The organism is Tautonia sociabilis (assembly GCF_003977685.1).
Taxonomy (GTDB): domain Bacteria; phylum Planctomycetota; class Planctomycetia; order Isosphaerales; family Isosphaeraceae; genus Tautonia; species Tautonia sociabilis.
Genome location: NZ_RYZH01000029.1, coordinates 1 through 22,589, shown reverse-complemented (window position 1 = coordinate 22,589; position 22,589 = coordinate 1). Strand labels below are relative to the sequence as shown.

The following is a 22,589-nucleotide window of genomic DNA, read 5'->3' as shown; positions in this document are numbered from 1 at the left end:
GCCGAGGAGCGTTGCGGGAGGGCGGGCGCGGGCGGTCCGCCCTCGTTCTGATCGTTGTCCTCTCCCGGTGCCAATCCTGACTCCCGACGATCGCTGATTGCACCCTCCCGCCCCGCTTCCTTCCGCCTTCCCGGATCCATCATCATCAAGGAACGGTCGTCTGCCCTCCAGGTACAGGCATCAACCGGTCGCAATCCGAGATCGCCCGGCCCACTCCACCGGAGCTCCCGAGATGTCCCCCCTCCGCTCCCTCGTCCTGGCCTCCGCGCTCTTCGGCGTCCTCCCCTCCCCCCCGGCGTCCGCCCAGCTGCCGGTCGACGCTCCCAAGACGGATGACTACACGCCCCCGGCCGGCTACCGACCGCTCGGACCGAGCCTGTGGTTCGACCCCGAGGCCCGTCGGCTCGTGATGCGAGCCCAGGTCGTCAAGCGAGACGGCTTCCTCGAGCACCTGCTCTGCCTGCGCAACACCAAGGAGCACGAGGCCATTCTCGCCACCGACGCCACCCCTCGGCTCATCCACGCCGGCCTGATCCTCACCGGCGTCGAGCCCGGCCACCCCGTCCGCTACCGGCCCGACTTCCAGCCCCCCGAGGGACCGGCCATCGACATCACCGTCGAGTGGACCGAGGGCGGCCAGGCCCGATCGGCCGACGCCCGCTCCTGGATCCAGGACGAGGCCACGGGCAAACCGTTGGAGCTGCGCTGGGTCTTCGCCGGCAGCCTGGAGATCGAGCGCCCCGGCCTCGACCAGCCCCTCTACGGCGCCGACGGCGGCGACCTCATCACCGTCGCCAACTTTCCCGAGGCGATCCTCGACCTCCCGATTGCCAGCACCGCCGAGGACGCCGCCCTGAACTACGTCGCCAACACCCCCGTCATCCCGCCGCTGGGTCAGTTTGTCACACTGATCCTGAGCCCTGTCGACAAGCCGGCCGCCCCGGCCTCGCCCGGGGCCGATCAGCGGGACTGAGGCCGGACTTCGCGGAGGACGGCCCCTCAGCCGCGAACTTCGGCCTGATCTCCCGTCGCGTTCGCCTCCTCCGCGGGAACGAAATCCTTGGCTCCCTCGGCGATTGCCCCCCCCTCGGGCCAGGCGTCGCCGGGGACGATCCGGCCGGCGAGTCGGTCGAACCGGGCCCGGGACTCCGCGACCACCGCCGCCGTCACCCCCACGAACAGCGCCAACTGGAACAGCAGGTAGGCCGTCCCCCCGCCGATTGGGAACCAGGGCGTCGGCGTCACCTGTAACCCCACCTGCGACGACACCACCCAGATCAGCACGAACAGCAACGCGCCCACTCCCACCAGGATCCCCGCCAGCATCGAGAGCAGGGCGATGGCCGCCAGCCACGAGCCGATCGTCACCGCCATCGCCGTCGGCACGGTCGCCGATCCGAGCGACGCCCTCACGCCCACCGCCGCCATGAACGCGGCGATCACGATCGTCCAGGCGAGGTTCGAGGCGTACTGCCACGGCGACATCGCCTCCACCCCCAGCGCCAGCGACCAGGCCAGCAAGGTCGCCAGGAACAGCCATCGCAGCGCGTGCAGACTGCCCAGCAGCTTGCCGAAGACGATCTCGGACCCATCGAGGGGGCTGGTCAGCAGCGCGTCCCACGTCCCCCGCTCGCGTTCTCCGGCGATCGCCACCGCCGCCCTCAGGCCGACGGCCCACTGGATGAACACGCCGAAGAAGGTGGCGGGGTCGACGACCGCTTCCTGTACTCCGATCAGCCTCAGGCTCGCCAGCTCCACGTCCCCGAGCCGGATCAGTGCATCCAGGTATCGTCCGACTGTGATGGTGCTTGCCAGCACCAGGTACGCCACCGCCAGGTAGCCGAGCCACCTCCCCAGGCCGCCCAGGCTCCCCTTGTGCTCGATGTAGATCTCCTTCCAGAGCATCGGCCGATCGCGCAGCGGCCGGACCCTCCCCCGTCGCTGTGCTCGTCGTCGGTGGCGGCCCGAGTCGCCGTCGAGCCACCGCAGGCTGTTGGGCCGCAGCCGGCCGATCGCCACCCCGGCGCCGATCCCCCCCACCACCAGCCAGGCGAGCATCGATCCCAGCGCCGGCCCCGGGGCGTCCGCCCAGGTCAGTGGCACGAGAGGGCCGAACGGGTTGAGCCGAGCCAGCGCCGGGATGTTCGCCCCGGCGGTCGAGGCGATCGGCCCGAGCAGCGTCAGCAGGAGGCCGATGGCGTACGTCCCCAGCAGCGCCTCCCTCCCCCTCCGAGAGACGACCGCCACCCCCGCCGTCAGTCCCCCGGCGCCGACGGCCAGTGCCGGCCCGTAGAGCAGCATCGCCAGCATCGGGCCGGGGCGGATCGCCGCCAGCGCCCCGACCAGCACCAGCGGAGGCACGATCGCCAGCAGGACCATCAGCACTTGGGACAGCCGCCCTGCCAGCCGGCCGAGCACGATCTCGAAAGCGTTGACCTTGGTCGTCAGCAGCAGGCCCATCGACCCGCGCTCCTGCTCCCCGCTCAGGCTGCCGGCCAGCACCGCCGGTCCGAGCACCAGGGCGATCACCGTCTCCAGCCCCACCAGCGCCGTCAACGCCCCCCGCAACACGCCGAAGGGTGAGAACTCCGGGTCGATCGCCTCGTTCCAGCTGATCCACCACCACCAGAGGACCGTCAGCACGACGGCCGCCGCGACCAGCGCCGCCACCGATCGCGCCAGGAAGAGCCAGCCGCGCCGAGACGCCCGTCGGCACTCCGGCCCGACCAGCGGGCCAACCAGGATCGAGGCCAGGGGGCGGCTCACGGTGTCGCGACCTCTCTCATGATGGCCTGGGCCCGGTCCTCGGCCGACTCGCAGGCGGCCCGCACTCCCGGACGGGAGAGCACGACGAGCGAGACGATCGGGTAGATCGAACCAACCACGAGCATGAACACCCCCCAGGCCGAGTAGATGATCGCGTAAAGCTGCGTCATGTTCCCCATCCCCGGCGGCGGGCCTCCCCCCTGGGAGGCCATCATGTCGCCGACGCTCTGCCCGATCACCCGAGAGAGCGCCGGCACCACGACCGCCAGCCAAATCCCCTGCGACACCACCAGTCGTACCAGCTTCAGCCCCGCCACCCAGACCGACAGCCGACGCCCCCACTCCACCCGTTGCACCAGCAGGACCCCCGCGCCCACCATCAACAGGTTCAGTACCAACCCCGAGGCCGCGTCGACCAGTGTCCAGGCCACCATCGACCCCATCCGGCCGCTCATCAGCATGATGTCCGCCTGCGGGGGCAGCTTCGGCCCGAGCCGCTCCAGCCGGTCCCGTTCGGCCCGGTAGATCTGCTTCGCTTGCTCCGCCTTGGCCTCGGCCTCGAGCGCCGAGAGCCGATCGAGCTGCTCGTCCAGTCCCCGGGCGGCCCGATCCTTCAGCACCCGTTCCAGATCGTCGTGCGGGCCGACAACCATCCCGTTGAACGCGGTGCCGGCGAGCATCAACACCGCGTAGGCCAGCAGGACGGTCCCAAAGATAATGTTCAGCACGCCGATGACCCGGGCCGGCCTCGGCCGAGGTTTCACCGGGATCTGGGATCGGACGTCGTCCATCGGCTCGGACTCCTCTCGGGGCTTGCCCGGGGCCAATCGTCGGGATGGGGCCGGTTCAGGACGCTCGAGGCCGGGCCACCGCGGCTCGGACCCCGGGCCGGGAGGCGACGACCAGGACCGCGATCGGGTACAGCGCCGCCAGGCCGTTCGCCGTGGCCGAGGACACCGTGAACAATCGCTTCATCCCCTGCTCGTAGCGGCCCATCACCTCGGCCAGCTCCGGGGGAGTCTCCTCGAGGTTCTCTTCTTCGAGGAGGAGTTTGGTCATCCCGGCCGACCATCGTTCGGCGATCGTCGGAGCCTCCCTCGCCGAGGCGACCGCGAAGACCGCCAACGCCGGGAGCAACAGGCCCGCCACGGCCACCGAGAGCGACCTTCCCCACCTCCTCAGCTTCCACAGGCCGATCCCGGAGGCGATCAGCAGGAGGTTCAGGACGAGCATCACCCCCCCCTTGGCGAGGATGCCGTTTCGGATCCTCGGGGTGTCGAGGAAGTCGAAGCTGAAGGGCATCATGTTCGGCGCCTGGTAGGCGTTCAACTCCATCCGGGTCCGCTCCGCCTCGATCACCTCCCGCTCCTCGTCCGACTCCGCTGCCTTGAGCCGCTCGTCGAATCGGTCACGCTGGCCCTGCATCGCCTTGTCCAGTTGCTGTTGCTGTTGCGACTCGGCCCATTCCAGTAGGCGGCCCAGGGCCGGTAGCGTCAGCACCACGCCGACCTCGTAGCCGACCCCCAGCAGGAACAGCACGCCGAAGACGATGTTCAGCAGCCCCAGCGACCGCGCCGTCAGCGGTTCCGGGCGGGCATCCGTCTCGAAGTCGGTGGCCATCGCGGTCGTCCTCTCGTCGTCGGGAGCAGGGTCGATCGGTCCTTGAAGCGAGGACGTTTCCGGATCGACTCCGGGTGCCAGGGCGGTCGTCTGCCCGCTCGCGCTCCGGAGGGCCGACATGACCGGGCTTGGGGTCCTCGGAACGCTGGCCTGGGCGAGTTCTGGGGCTGGAGCTTCAAACGGCCACGGGCGAGGGCGGGCAGGCCTCCCGTGGCCCAAGGCTCCAGGGATCGAGCGCCCCTGAGTCGGGAGCGGGTCGGAGGGGTGTTCGCCTCCCGGGTGCGATCATTGTGGCGGAAGATCGCCTCGCGTCAGGGCCCCACCGTCACCGTCGCGATGTCGGTCACCAGCGCCGCATCGGACGTCGACCCCGCTGGAGTCCCGAGGCTCAGCGCGACCCGGGCCGTTCGACCCGGGCCGAGCAGGTCGACGGGGATCGACGCGAGGACCGTCGGACGGCCCGGCTCGGCCGATCCGAGCCGGTGGGCGAAGTGGGCGCCGGTCGGCCCGTAGACGTTCAGCCACCAGTCCGACCCGATCACCGGCAGCGGATCGTGCCACGTGATGGGAAGCGGGAGCCGAAGCAGCCTCCTCCCCAGGGTTCGGACGGGAGAGGCCGGGACGGTCGGAGCGCCGATGGACGCCAACCGCCCGGCCGACCGTGACGGCACGCGGATCTCATCGACCGCCGCCGCCAGAAACCAGAGCGGCCGCAGCGCCTCGAGCGCCCGCTTCCGATCCGCCTCCCCGGCAACCGTCCCCGACAGCGTGGACGTCGCCCGGTCGGGGTCGAACGCGACGGCGACATCCTCTAGCCCCGATTGGCCGTCGAGGACGGCCCGGATGAGCGCGGCCCCGGCCTCGGCGTCGAGGGTGAACGCCGGCCGGACGCCAACAAACGGGTCCGGGCCGGTGGAGGCCGGGTCGTCGACGATCGTCGGGTCGAGGGCCGCTCCCGGCTCGGTCCGGAAGTGGCCCCCCATGCGGACGAACGTCGAGCCTCCGTCCTCGCCGGCCGAGGCCCATTCGGCCACGTTGCCGAAGGAATGCCGGAGGCCCCACTGATTCGCCCCATACGCCCCGCCTCCCGCCGTCGGGGGGACGGTCGTATCCGACTCCTCCCCCGGCTCGGGCCCGAGGAAGTTCGCCCCCTCGGGGAAGACGGGCACGTTTCCCCACCAGAACTCGGTGTCCCTGCCCGCCCGGGCGGCGACCTCCCACTCCGATCGGGTCGGCAGCCGGTAGGTGACTCCCGCCGGATCGTTCTCGGTCAGGGCGCCGAGGTACTTCTGGGAGGCGTCGGGCGTCAGGTTGATGGCGGGCTGGTCGGGGGCATCGAGCGAGAATTCGTCGGAGCGCCCGGCGTTCGGGTCGAAGCCGGGCAAGCGTTCGGCCACCTGCCGGTTGGTCGCCTCGGTGGCGGCGATGAAGAACCCGGACCGATCCGGGGTCCCGGCCACCCGGACGAATCGCCAGCCGTCTGGCCCCGGGTTCGGAAGCGATCCGGCCCCGCCGGGCTCGATCTCCAGCGGCCGTCCCCAGCTGAACGGCCCCGAAGGCTCCCGTCCTCCAGCAGAGGAGGGGCTCGGGAACTGGTCGATTCCGGCCACCAGCGGGTTGCTCCGCAACGCCCCTGACACCGGGTCGATCAGCGCCACCTCCACCCGAACGGCCTCGGGCCTGAGGTTCCGCACCGCCCCGGCCGGCACCGGGGCCGAGAGCACCGGCGCCGGCGGGCCCTCGGTCGGCAGCAGCGGTCGGCGCTCGACCCGCCCGCCGGGCAGGGTGATCCGCCACTGGTATCGGTCCCGCTCCCGAGACGCCTCCGGCCGCCATCGCACCGAGGCCGGCAGCAGGAACAACGCCTCCCCCGGGCCTCGATTCGTGTCGATCGCCATCGCTGGCCCGGCCCAGCCGGTCAACGTCACCGGCCCCTGGGGAGCGACGCCGGCCGCCGCCGATGCCGGTGCCAGGGCGATGAGGATGAGGCCGAGCAGCGGTCGGATCGTCGGCAAGGGCGTCACGGTGATCCTCCGAGCGGTCAGTGCGATGGGGACGGCCGGCCGGGGGAGTGCCTGGTGGAGTTGTCCCCCCTCGGATCCTCTGTACCATACAGACATACCATGACGGACAGTCCGGCGAATCATGCCGGTCTGTCCCGGATCGGACGCCGGCAGGGGAGGGACGATGCCGCCGCTCTACCGGATGCCCGTCTTCTACCTCGTCCTGATCGCCCTCGGCGCGATCTCCGGCCTCGCCCGCCTGATTGGGGGAGCGGCCCCCTCCCCGGGCGAGTCCGCCGTTGCCTCCGACACCGCCGCCATCCCCCTCTCGGTTCCCGAGGCGGCCCCCCCGGGAACCGATCCCGGCGACGAGGACGACTCCATCCTCCGCACCGGAGAGGGCCTCCGCCGCAAGGTGCTCGTCCGGGAGCTGGGCCTCCGCCCCCGATCGTCCCCCGACCCGAAGGCCCCGTTCGTCGGCCCGACGCTGGAGTACTACGCCATCCAGTTTGTCTTCGACGAGGCCGACCCGCCCACTCCCGACGCCCCCCGCTTCCTCCGAGTCGGCCCCGCCGAGGGCCCCCCGATCGGCTGGGTGCCGGCCGACGCCGTCCTCTCCTGGGATACCCGGCTCATGGCCCGCCCCACCCCCCGGGTCGGCCGCCCGCCGCTGGTCATCTACCGGGAGCGTTCCTGCCTGCTCGACGCGATCGCCGATCGCGACTGCCCCCGCCACGACGGCCCTTGCCCCGTGGAGGGCGAGGAGTCCGACGGCTCGGCCGATCCCGAAGGGGAGGCCCCCGCGCTCGGGCTCCCCATCCTCTCCAGCGTCTCGATTCCCCAGCCGGATGGCCGCGACCGGACCATCTTCGAGGTCGCCAGCCTGGTCGCCGACCGCTCTCCTCCCCCGCCTCCCCCCGCCGAGCCTCCGGAGCACCTGAGACGCCTGCTCCGCCGGGTCGACATCGCCTTCGTGATCGACACCACGGCCTCGATGCAGTCCTACATCGAGGCCGCCCGCTCGCTCGCCGCCGACCTGGCCGCCGAGGCCGCCCGGGGGGATGTCATCCTCCGCCTCGGGCTGGTCGCCTACCGGGACCACCACCCTGGCTTCGGCTACGCCACCCGGGTCGTCTGCCCGCTTGCCCACCCCGACGCCTTCCGGGCGGCGCTCGACGGCATCGACGCCGCCTCCCGAGGAGACGGCTCGGTGGCCGAGGCTGTCCTTGACGGGGTCGCCGCGGCCCTGCCCGCTCCCGAGGGAGAGCCGATCGGCTCCGCACCCCACCTCTCCTGGCCCGTTGGCCGCGAGGGGGACCTGGCGACCAAGCTCCTCGTCCTCATCGGCGACGCTCCCGACCACGACCGTGATGCCTCCCGAGCCGAGGCCCTCGCCCGCCTCGCCCGCGACCACCGCATCACCATCGCCGCCGTCTCCATCGCCCGAGACGACCTTGCCGGAGACGAGCCCGACCGCTACCGATCTCAGTGGGAAGCGCTCGCTTCCGGCTCCTTTCGCCCCCGAGATCCGCGAGCCGGTTTCACCGAGCCCATCCCCCCCGTCCTCCCCTCGCTCGCCGACGCCGGGGCGCTGGTGCCGACCCTCCGGGCCCTGATCGCCGACCGCTTCGAGTACGCCCGAGAGCTGGCCGCCCTGCTCTCCGCCGAGGCCGAGGGCCGGCTCCGCGACTATGTCGATCGCCGAGGACTAACGCTCGACCAGATCGCCCCCGTGCTCGTCGACCTCCACGGCGGCCTCCCCCGCCCCGAGCCCAAGCCGGATCCCCGCCTCGACGGTGTCCGCGCCCCCTCCGTCCGCTCCGGCTGGATCGCCGAGTCTGTCGCTGGTCACGACCTCGTGACGGTTGAGATCCTCATGACCCGAGCCGAGCTGGACGGGCTGATCGAGGAACTCTCCCAGTTCCAGCAGGCCCTCCAGGCCGGCGCCACCGACCTGACCGACCTGCTCCGCATCGGCACCGCCGCCGCCTCCGGTGAGACCGCCTTCCTCGCCGCCGACCGCGGCTCCCGCACCTTCGCCGAGCACCTCTCCCGACGCCGAGGTCTCCCCCCTGCCCCTCCCGACAGCCTCCTCTCCCGCTCCCAGGCCGAACTGCTCCAGGCCGATCCCCCCTATCGCGCCGCCGTCGAGCACCGCCTCTCCGCCGCCCTCTCCGCCCTGATCCAACGCCGCAACGCCCGAGACTGGGACGATCCCGACCGCACCGTCTCCGGCATGGCCCTCGTCCCCTACGGGCCGATCGACTTCTGAGGCGGGATCACGTTGAGGACCTGCCTTCGGGCCGAGGAGGACTCGATCGCGACCACCTCTCCTCTCCTCACCTCAGGACGATTGCAAAGTCTTCCTTGGTTGATTATCCCTTGCCTTTGGAAGGACTTCCTGTTCCCGCCCGAGGGCTGCCCCCGATGACCGCGACACCGGCTGACTCGCTGCTGGCCGCCTTCGGACAGCTGACCGACCCGCGGCATCGCCGCGGCGTCCGCCACCCCTTCGCCTCGCTGCTGGCCCTGACGTTCCTCGGCCTGCTCTGCCGCCAGCCGGACTTCGCCGCCATCGCCCGCTGGGCACGCCACCACTGGGACGAGCTGGCCGGGCCACTGGGCTTCACCCGCGACTCCGCCCCCCATCAGACGACCCTCAGCCGGGCCGCGGCCTGCTACTCGGTCGCCGAGTTCCGCGCCGCCCTCGCCGGGTGGCTGGCCGGCTTGCTGGGCGAGGACGAGCTGGTCGCCGCCGTCGACGGCAAGACCAGCAAGCAGGCCCACGTCGCCGAGGGCCGCCCGATCCATACGCTCAACGTCCTCGCCCACGGGGTGAAGCTCGCCCTGGCCGATTGGCCGGTCGACGGCGAGAAGAAGACCGAGCCGGAGGTGCTCAAGGCCCACCTCGACGAGCTGTTCGCCGCCTACCCCGGGCTGCGCGTGCTGACCGGCGACGCGTTGTTCTGCCAGCGGCCGCTGGCCCGGGCGATCGTCGAGGCCGGCCGGGACTACGTGCTGGCGGTCAAGGACAACCAGCCCGAGCTGCACGAGGCGGCCCGCACCGCCTTCACCGCCGCTACGGCCGAGACGGCCGCGGCGACGACGCGGGAAAAAAACGCGGGGAGGTGGTCACACGGCGGCTCTGGTGCGATGCGGCAACGGCCGACTCTGCCCGCGAGGCGCTGAGCTTCCCCGGGCTGCAGGTGCTGGTCCGGGTCGACGGCGAGACGCGGCGGCCTGACGGCGTGACGACGCGCGAGACGCGGTACTTCGCCGCCAGCCTCGACCCGACGCGGGTCACGCCGGCGCGGCTGCTGGAACTGGTGCGGGGGCATTGGGAGGTCGAGAACGGGCTGCACTACGTCAAGGACCGCTGGTGGGACGAGGACCGGCACACCTGCCGCCGGCCCGGGCTGGCGGCCGGCTTCACGAGCCTGTTGACAGCGGCCTTGACGGTGCTGCGGGCCAGCGGGTGTGCCGAAGCGGCCGGGTCGATGCGCGGGGCCGCCGACGCCCTGGGCTGGGATGTCGGCCGGGCGATCAACCTCCTGACGGGCTCAGGCTTCTGACTTTGCTATCGTCCTGCTCCTCACCTCTCCTCCCAGCCCTCAAACAGTGTCCTGCTGTGCGGCATGGTTCCGCAGCGCGGGGCCGGGTGGTGTGTTCCTCCGCTCGAGCAACGGCCGACGCGGCTGGGCACGCCGCCTGGACCCGCCCTGCAAGGAATGCGGCGGCTGGCCGGGCGCGCTCATCCGGTCAGGAAGCCCTTCGCGGATCGCCGCCGGAACGACAGACCGCCCGGGCCTCCCCGTCCTCTCCTGATGCGAGACTCCTCGCGCCATGCGTCATCCTGCATCCCCCCTCCTCCCGTCGCCTTGGGGGATGGCTTGCTCGCCCGTCACCCGTCGCCCGTCGCCCGGCGCCCGGCGCCCGGCGATCGTGAGCGATCGGCCTCTGGCCCGATCCTCCACTCCCCTGCCGCTTGACGCCGCCCCCTCTCCCGCCAATGATCCGGGCGAGTCACATCCCCCGCCCTTGCTCCCGCCCCAGGAGCCGACCATGCCCCGCCAGCCCCGAATCCGATGCTCGATGCCCTTGCCGGCGCTGCTCCTCGCGCTCGCCCTTCTCCCCTCCTGCGGCGGTCCCGGAGAGGGACCGGGCCTCCCCTCCTCCCGGTTCCATGAAGGCCTCCTCCTCCCCGAGGCGGCTCGCCACCTTCCTCCCGACTCCCCCGTCCAGGCGGTCCTCTCCCGCACCGTCTACGTTCCTGTCTACTCGCACGTCTACCTCGACGACCCCCGAGAGGTCTATCCGTTGGCCGTTACGCTCAGCGTCCGCAACACCGACCCCGCCACCCCGATCGTTATCGCTTCCATTCGATACTTTGATACCTCCGGCACGCTCGTCCGAAACGACCTCTCCCAGCCCGTCCGGCTTGGCCCCCTGGCCACGGCCGAGGTCGTTGTGCGCGAGCGCGACCTCTCTGGCGGCTCCGGCGCCAACTTTCTCGTCGACTGGCTCGCCGAGTCCCCCGTCAGCCGTCCCGTGATCCAGGCCGTCATGATCGGCGCCGCCGGCAACCAGGGCATCTCCTTCGTTTGCCCCGGCGTTGACGTCTCCTCTCTCCCTCCCGACTCCTGATCACATGGCTGATGTTCCGGGAATTCTTCATTCTGATCTTTTATGGAACATGTCGTGTTCTCTGCGTTTTGTGTTGACTCCTCGCCGTCCATCTTTAGGGAGAGGACGGCGCGGCACACCGCCCCTCATGCGGCAGACCGGCGGAGACGTCCTTGTCTCCGCCGCCGCGAGGGGATCCTCCGCGTCGTCTGGACCGGACGACGAGTCGGTCGGGGAAGCCGAGGACCGTCGTGATCTCCCTTCGGCGACCCGCGGGGCGCCGCTCGGCTTGGCCCTCAACCGATCGGACGCGCCCTTCGCCGCCAGGCCGCCCGGCCGATCAAGACGGGAAGGCCGAGGCCGCACAGGGCGATCGTCGACGGCTCGGGCACGGCCTGGATCCGGATCGTCGCGATCAGGTCGCTGGGAGCGAGTTGCTGGCTGATGTTGTAGCCCGGAATATTCATCCCCTGCCGCACGCTGCCCCTCCGCCCGGATGAGTCGAGCTTGAGCCGAACCCCCGGGCGTTGACGACGGACCTTCCCCCTCCCCGGGGCGGTGATAACGGTATTGGTGGCGGTACGAGGGGAGACCAGGGGCGGAGCGGCAATCCCGAGGGGGATCGCGTCGGCGGACCGCTCACCGCCCGGCTGACCTGCAGGAAGTCCTCCAGGTGCGGCCAGCTCTCCGACAGCCGCACCACCACCCGCCGCGCCCGCGTGATCACCACCGCCGCCACCTTGATCAGACGCGTCCGCCACGTGCACGCGAAGCCCTCTCCCAGCGGGTCCCGCCGACGCCGCCTGTTGAAGAACCGCTTGCGGTCCGGTGCGTCGAGCGCCTCGGCGGGGACCTCCGCCGGCAGTCCCAACTGCTCCGGTGTTGGCGGGCCCTGCACAACCGCCTGCCGTAGCCGCACCAACAAGTTCAACGCCGCCGTGTGCAGGTACAGCCGGAAGAAGTTCGCCAGGAACCGGTGGTCACTCAGCCGGTCGGCCGCCAGCTCGCTCTTCAGCTCCTTGTTCCGGTTCTCGCTCTCGCCACGCATCACGTATTCGTCGTACACCGCCTGCGGCAGCACGGCAGAGCCCGGGCGGTTGATCACCACCGCCCGGCGGTTGGTCCCCTGCGCGTGCGCCTCGACCTTGATGACGACCAGTTGCGGCGTCGGCCAGCTCTCGGCCTGGTAAATGACTGGCAGGAACGACCGTTGCTGCTGGCCGTGCGCCGGGTCGTCGAAGGCGTCGAGGTCGAGCGTGAGGTGGTGCGGCGGAGTGTCGAAGGACTGAATGAACAGGTCCACGAGCACGTCGCGGAGCCGCCAGAGATCGGGGATGGAGACGGCGTTCTCGAACCGCGAGAGGGTGGGCTGGCTGGCCAGATCGTGGTCCCCGGGAAGGCGGTCGGCGAGGAGCTTGAAGACGGGGTCGGTCCGCAAGGTGTCGTGGTCGTTCTGGTCCTCGTCGTCGGCGAGGATGCCGTAGACCCGCTGGCGGACCATGCTCAGCAGCGACTGCTGGGAGAGCCTGGGGTCGCGGGGGTCATGCAGCGCGGTGGCGAATTGCTCGGTGAGGCGGATGCGGTCGTCGAACTGGCGGACAGGCAGGAGCCCGGCATCGCTGGTCAGGGGCGCGGGCGAGACCTCGATCTCGACGGGTCGAGCGGGGAGGAAATCGAAGGACAACAGCGGGACGGACTGTACACTCATGAGGGGCCGCCGTGCTCGCTCGAACGTGTCTTGTGTCAACACGTTAGACGCTGCCGGGGGCCTCTCCGTTGGGGCCGGTCTGAATAATCTGGGTTAAAGGAGATGCTGCTCAAGCCTTAAAACCGGCATGAACGATAAATGGCCAAGACGCGAGCTGTCGGGCGGCTGGGCGAGCGCCCCATCGGCGATGACGGCGGTCGGTCCGAGACTTCGAATTCGAACCCTTTCGCGATGCGGGGCTACGAGATGCGGAGAGTTTGGACCGCTCCGATCGCTGTGCTCCTGGCAGTCGGTGTGACCGCGGGTCAAGAACCCGACCGCCCCGCATCCCCGACGGCCGAGGCCGCGACGACACGGCCCGGGCCGGGCGACCCCGAGGCGCCGGCCGGGTCGCAAGCCGGCTCGCTGCCCATCAGCTCGAACCCGGCGTCCGTCAATATCGTGACCGGCACCGGCGCCCTGGGACGACTCCTGGGCATCGACGAGGATTCCGGCGTCCAGTTCGGCGGCTTGTGGATCGGCGACGCCAGCGGCGTCCTGGTCGGCGGCCGAAACCCCGGAGACTGGGGCCTCAACAGCCTCACCATCTTCGACCTAAACCTGAACACCGACAAACTCTTCGGCTGGTCGGGCGGTTCGTTCGGCACCCAGTTCCTCCAGTTCAGCGGCCAGCCGACCAACATCCTGGCCGGTGCTTTTCCGGGCTTCGACTCGCTCGAGGTCACCCCGCCCCTGGTCCGGCAGGAGCTTTACCAGCTTTGGTATCGGCAGGCCCTGTTCAACGACAAGCTGATCGTCCGCATCGGCAAGATGGTCCCGACCTTCGACTTCAACAACGTCGTGAAGCCCGTGCCTGTCAGCGACCCCACCGCCGCGATCCCGGCCGTCTCGGGGCTGGTCTATACGCCGATCTTCGTCAACCCCACGATGCTGGGAGTCATTCCTGGCTACTACAACTCGGCCACCGGGATCACGACGACTCTCGCCCCGACCGAGTCGCTCTACTTCAATTACGGCGTCTACGACGGCAACCTCGCCAACCTCCGCCAGACCGGCCTCGAAGGCCCTCACTTCAACGGGTATTACTTCCATATCGGCGAGGTCGGTTATGCGTATCGGCTCGGCGCGCAGCGCAAGCCCGGCAACTTCGGCGTCGGCGTCTGGGGTCAGACGGGGAAGCTGGACTCGTTTCGGGGCGGGAAAGAGGACGGTGCCAACGGCGTGTATCTGTTCGGCTCACAGCGGCTCTGGTTCCGCAAGCCGGATCTCGACAGCAGCGGCGTCAGCGGCTTCTACCAGTTCGGCGCCAACAACTCCGATGCCCTGCTGGCGCGGCAATATGTGGGCTGCGGCTTGACCGCCTTCGGTCTGGTCCCTGGACGCCCCGCGGATACCTTCGGCGCCGGCCTGGCCTGGACCTGGATGACTCGGGGCGACCGGGCTGGCCACGTCTTCTTTCCCAGCGTGCCGGACGATGTCCCGCTGCAGCTCGCGCCTAGCCAGTTGATGATCCAGGCCTACTACCAGATGATGCTGACCGATGGGTTTTTCTTCCAGACAGCGCTGACGGAGATTCCCAACCCCGGCCAGAATGCGGCAATTCCCAGTGCGCTGGCCATCTCGTTCCGGCTGCTCGTCCTGTTCTGATGAGATGGAAGGCCGCCCGCCCGCATGAGGAACCGGAGACGGATATTGCCCCGCTCCGGCCACCTCGGAAAAGAACGGCGCGGACCGGTCCTCAATAGTCAACCTTGTCCTTGCGGGCCTGGTACTCCTTCCACACCTCGACGGCCTCCTCGCGCAGCAGGCTCTGCTCGGAAATCGCCCGGTCCTTGACCGGCTTGGCGAACTCGGCATAGATGAAATCGTCGTCGAAGTTGCCATACTTCTTCGAGTCGGCGACGACCGCGCCGTAGATGATCCCGTCCACCGCGGCCCAGTAGGCCGCGGCCAGGCACATCGGGCAGGGCTCCGACGAGGTATAGAGGATGCAGCCGTCAAGCTTGGGCTTCTTCAGCAGAGCGCAGGCCTGACGGATCGCGTGCATCTCGCCGTGCCAGGTTGGGTCGTTCTGGGCGACGACGTGGTTCATCCCGTCGGCGATCACCTTGCCGTCCTTGTCCACGATCACCGCGCCGAAGGCGCCGCCCGTCTTGTATTCCACGCCTGCCTTGCGGGAGTTGGCGATCGCCCGCCGCATGAACTCCTGATGCTTCTCCTTCGGGAACCGCGCCATGATCTCCTGGGCAGAAATCCTCGGCTTGTCGCTGGGGACCTGGATGACTCCCAGAGCCGTGCGAGGGCTCGCGAGCTGGAGCGTCCAGACGGTCCCGATGATCAGGACGAGGCCAAGGACCAGACCGAGCGTGACGCGGCCGGTGCGGGTGGCGAGAACCCTGCGATCTGCATTCATCGTGTGACCTCATGGGGGTCTGAAGACTGGGCGAGACACCAGATGAATTCGCCTCGAGAACGAGACGTAATCCACGACCATTGTTCTCTTCGGGGAATACAATACACCTTCTCAGGTCCATAAGAAGCCAGTAACGGAGAATCCTGCCTAGGCCTTCGGCAGGATGCTTCGGTCCTCGTTGTCGGCCGGAGGCCGACCTCTACTGCTGTTCGGGGCGGAGCGCATCTCGTCTCCGACGGGGGGAGCCTCGGTGGCTTCGAGCGGTCGGATCGGGCATGGGCCTCCCGGGAAGGAGTGTGCTGTCGACCGACGCCAGGAGAGCGCGACCCCTCCGACTGGCACCCGATGGCGGAGCCAACGACGGTCGGCCGGGCCGGGCCCGACGGGCATCGCCATGCGGGCAGGATCGGATCATGGTAGAGTAGGGACGCGAGGGGTTGAGGATGGGTCAATTCCGATGCTCCCGGGTTCCGGTGCCATGTCGGATCGAGTGCCACCCCCCGAGCTCGAGCCCAAGCCCGAGCAGGACGACGCCTCCCGGCTGGACCTGCATGAGCGGCTTCGGGCCTCGGGCATCCCGACGCTCTCGGTCCTGGCCGGGCCGCCGAGGCTGGCAGCCGCCCTGGTCCGCCGCTGGGCGAGGGGCCGGGGCCGCCCCGTCGTCCGGGTGGACCGCTCGGACCGCCAGGCGATGGCCTTGGCCTGGAGGGAAGGGATCGGCTGGGGTCGCGATCCGGTCGACCTCCTGGCCGATCGGCTGGCCCCCCGGCTCGGCCGGACAGCGGAAGGGCTGGCCGATCGGCTCCGGGGGATGACCCGGTTCGAACGCGAGGTGTTCGTGCGCGGCCTGCCCGACCCCGAGGGCCCCGACGACCCGATCCGGGCGGCCCGGGTCATTCTCGACGACGGGAACGAGCCCCGTTCGGATGACCCGATCGAGGCGATCCGGGCCGCCTCGGCCTTGCTGCCGATCCTCCCCGGGGAGGCCCTTCCGGTGGTGCTGGTCGTCTCGGATCGCTCCGGGACCGAGGAACTCGACGCGGAGGCGGCGGAGGCCGTCGCCCTGGTCGAGGCCGAGCCTCGGCTGACCCTTTGCTGGGCGGTCGCGCCCGGCCGGCTCGATCATCTGCTGACGGGGGCGGCGGCTGGCCGGGTCCGGGATGTCGTCCGAGCCGGAGTCATCCCGATCGCGTCGGCCGGCGTCGAGGAGATCGGCCGACTCCTGGAACGCTCTTGTCCCGGGGCGTCGGCCCGGTTGGCCGGGCCGATCCGACGCCTGGCGAGCGACGGCGCCCCGCCGACGCTCGTCGGTCGGTTCCTGGACGCCGTCTCGGGCCCGGGGCCCGGAGCCGGGCCGGCCGGGGCCGACGCCTCCCGCAGCGCGGCCGAACGCTTTCTCTTCGATCGGCTCGAGTCGCTCCCCGAGACCGCCGGGCTGTTCCGGCTGAATGCCCGACTGCCGATCCCCTGGGGAAGCCGGGCCGACATGGAGGTCGACCTCTCGGCCGCCTCGCTCGGGATCGCGCTGGAGATCGACGGCTACTTCCACTTCAATGACGCGGAGTCCTATCGCCGAGACCGGCGCAAGGACCTCGCCCTCCAGCAGCACGGCTACCTCGTCCTCCGCGTGCTGGCCGACGACGTGGTGCCCCGTCTGGAAGACACGCTCGACACGATCCTCGACGCGGTCGCTCGCCGCCGCGCCGCCTCCCCCGACCCGGAGGGCCCGACCCCGTGACGACGCCGCAAGCGTTCCCCCCTGTCGACCTGCTCGTCCTCGCCCGAGTCCTCGCCGGAGGTGAGAAGGGGGCCACGATTTCAACTCTGACGAAGGACGTCGGCGCCCTGCTGGAGCATCGCCTCGCCCGGCCCGCGATCCAGGACCGGATCACCCGATCGCTTGACGCGATGGCCGCCCGGGGGCTCGTCGAGCTTGCCCGGACGAAGAAGGGGACGATTTCAAAGGTCGTCCTCTCGGACGCCGGGCGGCGATCGGTGCTCGAGGCGCTCGGCTACGCCACCCGGCCCTCCCGGCTGACCTGGGATGCCCTGAAGAAGGGCCCGCTCGCCGCGATGGCGCTGGGGCTGCCGATCCCGAAGGGGGAGGAGCTGAAGAACTTCTCGACAGACCCCGGCTACAAGGCCGCCCTACTGCGATCGGTGCGGACGCTGCCGATCGACCGGGCGTTCCCCTCGAAGAAGCAGGCGGAGAACGCGCTGTTCTGGCGATTGCTGGGGATCGAGTCGGACAAGGAGTTCACGGTCGCGAACATCAAGAATGCCCTGCTCGGCCGAGAGCTGGGAGCGGCCGTTTCCAAGCCGGACCAGGGCATCACCTTGTTGCTGGCCCGGGCGGTTGGTGCTCGCCGGGCAGACGGCAAGGAGCTCCGCCTGGCCCCGCTGCGGGCCTGGATCGACCGGATCGAGGCCGCGGCCGGGGCGGGGAATGGAGCGGTCGAAGTCTCCCCAGCCCGACCACCCGAGGTCGAGCCCGATGGGGGCGAGGGGCCCACCCCGGTCGTCTCCCGGCCTCCGCTGCCGATCGAGGAGTTCGCCCGTCGCGTCTTACAGGCCGCCCGAGACTGCCCGACCGGCCGCTTCGGCGAGCACAAGGTCTTCATCGCTCACGTCCGACGGGCGCTGGCCTCCGATCCGGACTTCAATGGCATGGATGACGGAACGTTCAAGCGGCGACTTGCCCAGGCGAACAACGCCCGATTGCTCGACCTGACCCGGGCCGACCTGGTGCCGGCGATGGACCCGCGCGACGTCCGCGAGTCTGAGGTCGAGTATTACGGCGCCACCTTCCACTTCATCCGCATCTGATCCTGGATCGGCTGCGGCCCGGCCCACCTCGACCGAGAGGACTCGCACGCCATGGATCGCCCCGCCCTCCCCCAGGCTGACGGCTCCCGTGTTGCCGCCTTTTGCTCCGGCGTGTTGCCGGGCCTCTTCCACGCCGTCGCCTACCGCAACGACGTCTTCCGCCCCGACCCGTTTGACGTGGAGTCGATCCACGCCGAGGCCCGAGATCGGTTCCGGGACCTGGTCGGGCATGCCTCCGATCCGTCCCGGGGGTCGACCGGCCGCATCCAACTGCTGCTGGGAGAGGCCGGCAGCGGCAAGACCCACCTGATGCGAGCCTTCCGAGAAGCGCTGCACGGCGAGGGCCGGGGCTACTGCGGCTACCTGCAGATGACCTCGGCGACCGACCACTACGGCCGCTACCTGCTGCATAACCTGATCGACTCGCTGGAGCGGCCGTATCACGAGCGGCTCGACCCGAGGTCGAGCCTGCTCCGGCTGTCGACCGCCCTGGCCGAGAGCGTCCCCGGAGTCCCCGCCGAACTGCTCGACCGCATCCGAGATGGCGAGTCCGACCCGGGGGATCTGGCCGCCGCCGTGGACGAGTTGACCAATCGGATCGTCTTCGACGAACGCTTCGACCGCATCGACTCCGACCTGGTGACCGCGCTGCTCTACCTCCAGGCCGACAACCCCCGGGTCAAGTCCCGGGTCGCCCGCTACCTGCGCTGCGAGCCGCTCTCGGAGCGCGACCGCGCCCTGCTCGGTGGGCTCGACTCCCGCTCCTATGACGACGCGCCGCAGCGGCTGATCGTCAAGCTCGCCGAGCTCATGCTCGTCCTGCATGAGGCCCCGCTGGTGCTCTGCGTCGACCAGCTTGAGGACCTCTTCGACCTCGACCGGGCCGGCGTCCGCTTCCGCCGCTCCCTGGCCACGCTGAACGACCTGGTCGGCCGCATCCCGTCGCTGATCGTGGTCATCGCTTGCCTGGAAGACTACTTCATCCCGCTGAGGGAACATCTTACCAAGCCGATCATCGACCGAATCGAACGCGACCCCGATCCGATCCGGCTCAAGGGGCTGCGCGAACGAGATGAGGTTGTCGCCCTCATTTCGTCCCGGCTGCGTCACCTGTTCCAGGAATGCAACATTCGGTGCACAGAGTATCTGCCCACCGCTCCAATCCCTGACACGCTCATTGACCGCGTGACGGGTATGCGCACCCGGGATGTGCTGCAACAGTGTCAGGCATATCGCGAACGGTGCATGCTTGCCGGTGGGATCGTCCCCGACGACTCCGGGCCGTTGCCTCCTCCGCCCCCAGACGGGGATGTCCAGCATCTGGAGCAGGCCTGGAACGACCACCTTTCCTCCTTCTCGGACGTGCTCCCCGACGACGAGGAGGGGCTGGCGGAGTTGCTGGCCGGTGCGATCCGGCATTGCTCCGATGCGGTTGAGACGGGCCACGCCTTCGAAGCCAGCGTCAAGGGCTCGACGATCGCCGTCTCCTGCTCGGCGGCCGGCGAGGTCCTCTGGCGATTGCGAGTGGGCGTCTGCAACAAGTCGGCCAAGGGGGGCGGGCTTGCCAGGCAGGTCGAGCAGGTCGATCAACTCGCCGGGAAGGATCCGGCCGGCACGACGCCGGTCCTGGTGCGCTCCACCGCGTTCCCGGGGAACCCGGCGACGCAGATCGCCCGGCAGATTGGGGAGTTCCTCTCCCGAGGCGGCCGACGGGCGGTCGTCGAGGACGTCGAGTGGCGGGCGATGGCCGCCATGCCGTCCTTCCGTCGGAAGTACGCGGACTCTCCGGTGTTCACGGCCTGGCTTCGTCAGTCTCGGCCGATCAGCTCGCTCCCGTCCCTGCGGACGATCCTTGGGCTCGACGACCTGACGCCGGTCGCGCAGCGGGAGTCGACCGTTCCGGAGCCCACCGCGGGCGATCTCCTGCACAACGGGGCGGGATCCTCCCCGGGCCTCGCCGGGTCGGACGGTCCTTCGGGGAACGGGAGGCCCGCACCCGGCCCGCATCCGGTCGAGGAGCTCGGGGCCATCACCCTCGGCGTCACCGAGGGACGGCTCACTCGCCCGGTGACGCTCGACCCGGAGGTCCTGACCCGGCACGCCGCCTTTCTCGGCGGCACGGGCAGCGGCAAGACGACACTGGCGCTCAACGTCGTCGAGCAGCTTTTGCTGCGCGGGATTCCCACGATCCTCGTCGACCGCAAGGGAGACCTCTGCGGCTACGCCCGGCCCGAGATATGGTCGTCCCCGATCGACGACCCCGAGTTGAGCGCCCGCCGCGACCGGCTCCGCGAGCAGGTCGACCTGGCCATCTACACCCCGGGGGATCCCTCCGGCCGGCCGCTGACGATCGACGTCGCCCCCGCCGATCTGGCCGAGGCCTCCTCGACCGATCGCCTCACCGTTGCTCGTCAAGCCGCCACGGCGCTGGCCGGGATGATGGGCTACGGTGCCGGGAGCCGCCACCAGACCCGCCTTGTCATCCTCTCCTGCGCCATCAACGTGCTCGCCCAGGTCCAGCCGGGGACGCCGATCACGCTCGACCTCTTGGCGGACTTCGTCGCCGAGCATGACCCGGCACTGGTCAACGCGATTGGCAACCTCGACCCGAAGCAGATCCAGGGACTGACGCAGGACCTAGAGGTGCTCCGCCTTGGTCGGGGGGCCTTGCTTGGTTCGGTGGGGGAGCCGCTTCGAGCCGAGGCGCTTCTCGGGCTGGGGACCCATACGGTTCCGGGGAAGACCCGCCTGAGCGTCATCAGCACGAAGTTCCTCGGCGACCAGCGCGACCTGGAGTTCTGGGTGTCCCAGTTGCTCATCGAGCTGGGCCGCTGGGCGGCGCGCTCTCCCTCGAAGCGGCTGCAAGCGGTCGTCCTGTTCGACGAGGCCGACCTGTACCTGCCGGCGGTCCGCAAGCCGGCGACCAAGGAGCCGCTGGAGAACCTGCTGCGTCGGGGCCGGTCGGCTGGGCTCGGCGTGCTGCTGGCCTCGCAGAACCCCGGCGACTTCGACTACAAATGCCGGGACAACGTCCTGTGCTGGTTCCTCGGGCGCATCAGCCAGGACGTTTCGATCGCCAAGATGAAGCCGCTGCTCTCCGCCTGCCGTGGAGACATCGCCTCCCGGCTTGCCGGCCAGGAAACCGGCCAGTTCCAGTTCGGCCGCGAGGGGACGGTCGTCGCGCTGCGGGGAGCCCGCTCGGTGCTGGTCACCGAACAACTCCCCGAGGGGGAGATCCTCACCCTGGCCCGTCTCCCCGGCCCGCGATCCCCGACCGAGCCCGCCCCAGCCCGGCACTGAGATCGGCGCCGGGGCCCGGAACTCGCCCTGGCCTCCTGCCCTCGGCGACCCTCCCCGCTTGCCTCGCGGACGATCACGAGGCCGACGGGCGAATCGGGGTGAGGAGCGCCTTGGGGACCCTCGGTCGTCTCGGCGCTGCCATCAACTGGCGAACCAGCGCCGGGCCTCCGCCTCGCTGGCCTCCCCTCCGGCGGGCGTGCGCAGACCCCCGTCGATCCTTACCACCCAGCCATCCTGAACCTGTCAGCACCAGGGGCGATCCGGGGTCCGGGCCATCGTTGCCTCGGGGACTCCGTATCGCGCTGTCCCGTGCCTCATCGTAAATCAGTGGAGCGGAAGGGGATCGAACCCTCAACCTCAGCATTGCGAACGCTGCGCTCTCCCAATTGAGCTACCGCCCCGATTCTGTAGGAATGACTGGTTATTGCGTTGCTCGGAAGGGCCTCCGCAGGACCTGAGGAATGGCCGTGGTGGCATGCCGGTTTGTGTCGGCCGGTGGGTGATTCCTGGACGAGGTCGGCATGGTTCGTGGAGTATACCGGCCGGGGATCGGTGATTGAAGAGCGCTTCGGAACTTCGATTGACGGGCTGGTTCCCGCCGCCCGTCTCCCCGGGTTGTCTTAAGTGGTCGCAAGGACGCAAGCCCGCGCCCGAGGAGCGGCAGTGGTGGGCTCGGGGCCGCCGGCCGCCGAGGGACGTTGAGTGCGGCAGGCCACGGTTTCGTCCCGGGCGATGAGGAGGTTCCCCCTCTGTCGTGGTGAGGGGGCTCCGCCTTGAGCTGTGCCGGCGAGCGGTGAAGCGACTTGACCTCGCCGCAGGGCCTCTGTCGATCGGTGCTGGAGAGCCCGATGCGGCGCTGGAGGCCTCAGACTACCGGATCCTGGAGAGCATTGAAACGACGCACGTCGTTGCGATGCAGAGTGCCGAAGAGAGGACTCGAACCTCCACGGGGTGTTATCCCCACTAGGACCTGAACCTAGCGCGTCTGCCAATTCCGCCACTTCGGCTGTGGGGGTCGTCGTTCGACGAGGAGGAAGAAGCCGCTCGTGAATGACGAGGCCTGATGGAGATGATGATACCGAGGTCGGGGGCGGGACGCAAGATCGAGGAGGCGAGATTGGAGTGAAGGGGATCAGCCGATCCACTCTCCGGTTTCGTTGGGGCGGGGGAAGCAGGGGGCGCCGAGGGCGAGCGCGCGGAGGTCGGCCGGGCTGAGGCGGCCGTCGCGGAGGGCGGAGCCGACGAGGACGGCGTCGACGCCGGCCCGGCAGAGGCGGTCGAGGTCGGGGGCGCCGGCGACGCCGCCGCCGGCGACGAGAAGGAGCATGGG

Annotated in this window: 16 protein-coding genes, 2 tRNA genes and 1 pseudogene; 9 read left to right on the top strand and 10 right to left on the bottom strand. The window is 70.0% G+C overall.

Going from position 1 to position 22,589, the window contains the following annotated elements; translation table 11 throughout:
* The first annotated feature begins 232 nt into the window (after positions 1–232).
* Positions 233–973 (top strand): YdjY domain-containing protein, encoded by a 741-nt coding sequence (locus TsocGM_RS15210; protein ID WP_126726320.1) that lies wholly within the window; start codon positions 233–235, stop codon positions 971–973.
* 26 nt (positions 974–999) lie between these two features.
* Here TsocGM_RS15210 and TsocGM_RS15205 read toward each other — a convergent pair whose 3' ends face one another.
* The 4 genes from TsocGM_RS15205 to TsocGM_RS15190 form a co-directional block, all read right to left on the bottom strand.
* On the bottom strand, positions 1,000–2,766 hold the full coding sequence (locus TsocGM_RS15205) for an ABC transporter permease (RefSeq protein ID WP_126726319.1): 1,767 nt from the start codon (positions 2,764–2,766) through the stop codon (positions 1,000–1,002).
* Complete coding sequence (locus TsocGM_RS27665; RefSeq protein WP_126726318.1) at positions 2,763–3,557, bottom strand: hypothetical protein; 795 nt, start codon at positions 3,555–3,557, stop codon at positions 2,763–2,765. Before TsocGM_RS27665 ends, TsocGM_RS15205 begins: the two co-directional genes overlap by 4 nt.
* A 55-nt stretch (positions 3,558–3,612) precedes the next feature.
* Positions 3,613–4,386: a hypothetical protein gene (locus tag TsocGM_RS15195; RefSeq protein WP_126726317.1), complete on the bottom strand. Its 774-nt coding sequence runs from the start codon at positions 4,384–4,386 to the stop codon at positions 3,613–3,615.
* Between the two features lie 311 nt (positions 4,387–4,697).
* Positions 4,698–6,410 carry an SUMF1/EgtB/PvdO family nonheme iron enzyme gene (locus TsocGM_RS15190; protein WP_158633578.1) on the bottom strand — a complete coding sequence of 571 codons (1,713 nt, stop codon included), beginning with the start codon at positions 6,408–6,410 and terminating at the stop codon, positions 4,698–4,700.
* A gap of 163 nt (positions 6,411–6,573) precedes the next feature.
* Between TsocGM_RS15190 and TsocGM_RS15185 the strand changes: the two genes are divergently transcribed.
* The 4 genes from TsocGM_RS15185 (at position 6,574) to TsocGM_RS15170 (ending at position 11,033) form a co-directional block, all read left to right on the top strand.
* A complete protein-coding gene (locus tag TsocGM_RS15185; protein ID WP_126726315.1) occupies positions 6,574–8,661 on the top strand; it encodes a VWA domain-containing protein in 2,088 nt (695 codons plus the stop codon).
* A gap of 155 nt (positions 8,662–8,816) precedes the next feature.
* Positions 8,817–9,578: an ISAs1 family transposase gene (locus tag TsocGM_RS15180; protein ID WP_126726314.1), complete on the top strand. Its 762-nt coding sequence runs from the start codon at positions 8,817–8,819 to the stop codon at positions 9,576–9,578.
* Positions 9,518–9,961: a transposase gene (locus TsocGM_RS15175; RefSeq protein ID WP_126726313.1), complete on the top strand. Its 444-nt coding sequence runs from the start codon at positions 9,518–9,520 to the stop codon at positions 9,959–9,961. The genes TsocGM_RS15180 and TsocGM_RS15175 overlap by 61 nt, the downstream gene beginning before the upstream one ends.
* A gap of 490 nt (positions 9,962–10,451) precedes the next feature.
* Positions 10,452–11,033: a DUF3124 domain-containing protein gene (locus TsocGM_RS15170; protein WP_158633577.1), complete on the top strand. Its 582-nt coding sequence runs from the start codon at positions 10,452–10,454 to the stop codon at positions 11,031–11,033.
* 275 nt (positions 11,034–11,308) lie between these two features.
* Here the strand turns inward: TsocGM_RS15170 and TsocGM_RS15165 are convergent, their stop codons facing one another.
* The gene (locus tag TsocGM_RS15165; RefSeq protein WP_126726311.1) at positions 11,309–11,491 is read right to left on the bottom strand and encodes a PEP-CTERM sorting domain-containing protein; all 183 of its coding nucleotides are present in this window, start codon (positions 11,489–11,491) and stop codon (positions 11,309–11,311) included.
* A complete protein-coding gene (locus TsocGM_RS15160) occupies positions 11,476–12,720 on the bottom strand; it encodes a transposase (RefSeq protein WP_126726310.1) in 1,245 nt (414 codons plus the stop codon). The genes TsocGM_RS15165 and TsocGM_RS15160 overlap by 16 nt, the downstream gene beginning before the upstream one ends.
* A 441-nt stretch (positions 12,721–13,161) precedes the next feature.
* Here TsocGM_RS15160 and TsocGM_RS15155 point away from each other — a divergent pair, with 441 nt between their 5' ends.
* Positions 13,162–14,367, top strand: coding sequence for a carbohydrate porin (locus tag TsocGM_RS15155; RefSeq protein ID WP_233578911.1), 1,206 nt, complete (start codon positions 13,162–13,164; stop codon positions 14,365–14,367).
* A gap of 91 nt (positions 14,368–14,458) precedes the next feature.
* Here TsocGM_RS15155 and TsocGM_RS15150 read toward each other — a convergent pair whose 3' ends face one another.
* Positions 14,459–15,133, bottom strand: coding sequence for a nucleoside deaminase (locus TsocGM_RS15150; protein ID WP_199756799.1), 675 nt, complete (start codon positions 15,131–15,133; stop codon positions 14,459–14,461).
* A 457-nt stretch (positions 15,134–15,590) separates the two neighbouring features.
* Between TsocGM_RS15150 and TsocGM_RS15145 the strand changes: the two genes are divergently transcribed.
* Genes TsocGM_RS15145 through TsocGM_RS15135 form a run of 3 tightly spaced genes read left to right on the top strand, consistent with a single transcriptional unit; the run spans position 15,591 to position 21,259 of the window.
* Entirely contained in the window at positions 15,591–16,871 is a 1,281-nt protein-coding gene (locus TsocGM_RS15145; RefSeq protein ID WP_148114878.1) for an endonuclease domain-containing protein, read from the top strand.
* Positions 16,868–17,959 carry a hypothetical protein gene (locus tag TsocGM_RS15140; RefSeq protein ID WP_126726307.1) on the top strand — a complete coding sequence of 364 codons (1,092 nt, stop codon included), beginning with the start codon at positions 16,868–16,870 and terminating at the stop codon, positions 17,957–17,959. The genes TsocGM_RS15145 and TsocGM_RS15140 overlap by 4 nt, the downstream gene beginning before the upstream one ends.
* Before the next feature lie 51 nt (positions 17,960–18,010).
* Positions 18,011–21,259, top strand: coding sequence for a helicase HerA-like domain-containing protein (locus TsocGM_RS15135; RefSeq protein WP_126726306.1), 3,249 nt, complete (start codon positions 18,011–18,013; stop codon positions 21,257–21,259).
* Between the two features lie 328 nt (positions 21,260–21,587).
* Here TsocGM_RS15135 and TsocGM_RS15130 read toward each other — a convergent pair.
* From TsocGM_RS15130 to TsocGM_RS26535, 3 genes and pseudogenes are all read right to left on the bottom strand, one after another.
* Positions 21,588–21,660: transfer RNA gene (locus TsocGM_RS15130), tRNA-Ala, on the bottom strand.
* Positions 21,661–22,180: 520 nt separating this feature from the next.
* Positions 22,181–22,266, bottom strand: a tRNA-Leu gene (locus tag TsocGM_RS15125).
* A 125-nt stretch (positions 22,267–22,391) separates the two neighbouring features.
* Positions 22,392–22,589: pseudogene (locus TsocGM_RS26535) on the bottom strand (hypothetical protein); the annotation flags it as partial.

Excerpts from the sequence above, each read along its gene's own strand:
- TsocGM_RS15135 (WP_126726306.1), top strand. The coding sequence starts at position 18,011 with ATGGATCGCCCCGCCCTCCCCCAGGCTGACGGCTCCCGTGTTGCCGCC.
- TsocGM_RS15185 (WP_126726315.1), top strand. The coding sequence starts at position 6,574 with ATGCCGCCGCTCTACCGGATGCCCGTCTTCTACCTCGTCCTGATCGCC.
- TsocGM_RS15145 (WP_148114878.1), top strand. The coding sequence starts at position 15,591 with ATGCTCCCGGGTTCCGGTGCCATGTCGGATCGAGTGCCACCCCCCGAG.
- TsocGM_RS15170 (WP_158633577.1), top strand. The coding sequence starts at position 10,452 with ATGCCCCGCCAGCCCCGAATCCGATGCTCGATGCCCTTGCCGGCGCTG.
- TsocGM_RS15210 (WP_126726320.1), top strand. The coding sequence starts at position 233 with ATGTCCCCCCTCCGCTCCCTCGTCCTGGCCTCCGCGCTCTTCGGCGTC.
- TsocGM_RS27665 (WP_126726318.1), bottom strand. The coding sequence starts at position 3,557 with ATGGACGACGTCCGATCCCAGATCCCGGTGAAACCTCGGCCGAGGCCG.
- TsocGM_RS15195 (WP_126726317.1), bottom strand. The coding sequence starts at position 4,386 with ATGGCCACCGACTTCGAGACGGATGCCCGCCCGGAACCGCTGACGGCG.
- TsocGM_RS15180 (WP_126726314.1), top strand. The coding sequence starts at position 8,817 with ATGACCGCGACACCGGCTGACTCGCTGCTGGCCGCCTTCGGACAGCTG.
- TsocGM_RS15160 (WP_126726310.1), bottom strand. The coding sequence starts at position 12,720 with ATGAGTGTACAGTCCGTCCCGCTGTTGTCCTTCGATTTCCTCCCCGCT.
- TsocGM_RS15150 (WP_199756799.1), bottom strand. The coding sequence starts at position 15,133 with ATGAATGCAGATCGCAGGGTTCTCGCCACCCGCACCGGCCGCGTCACG.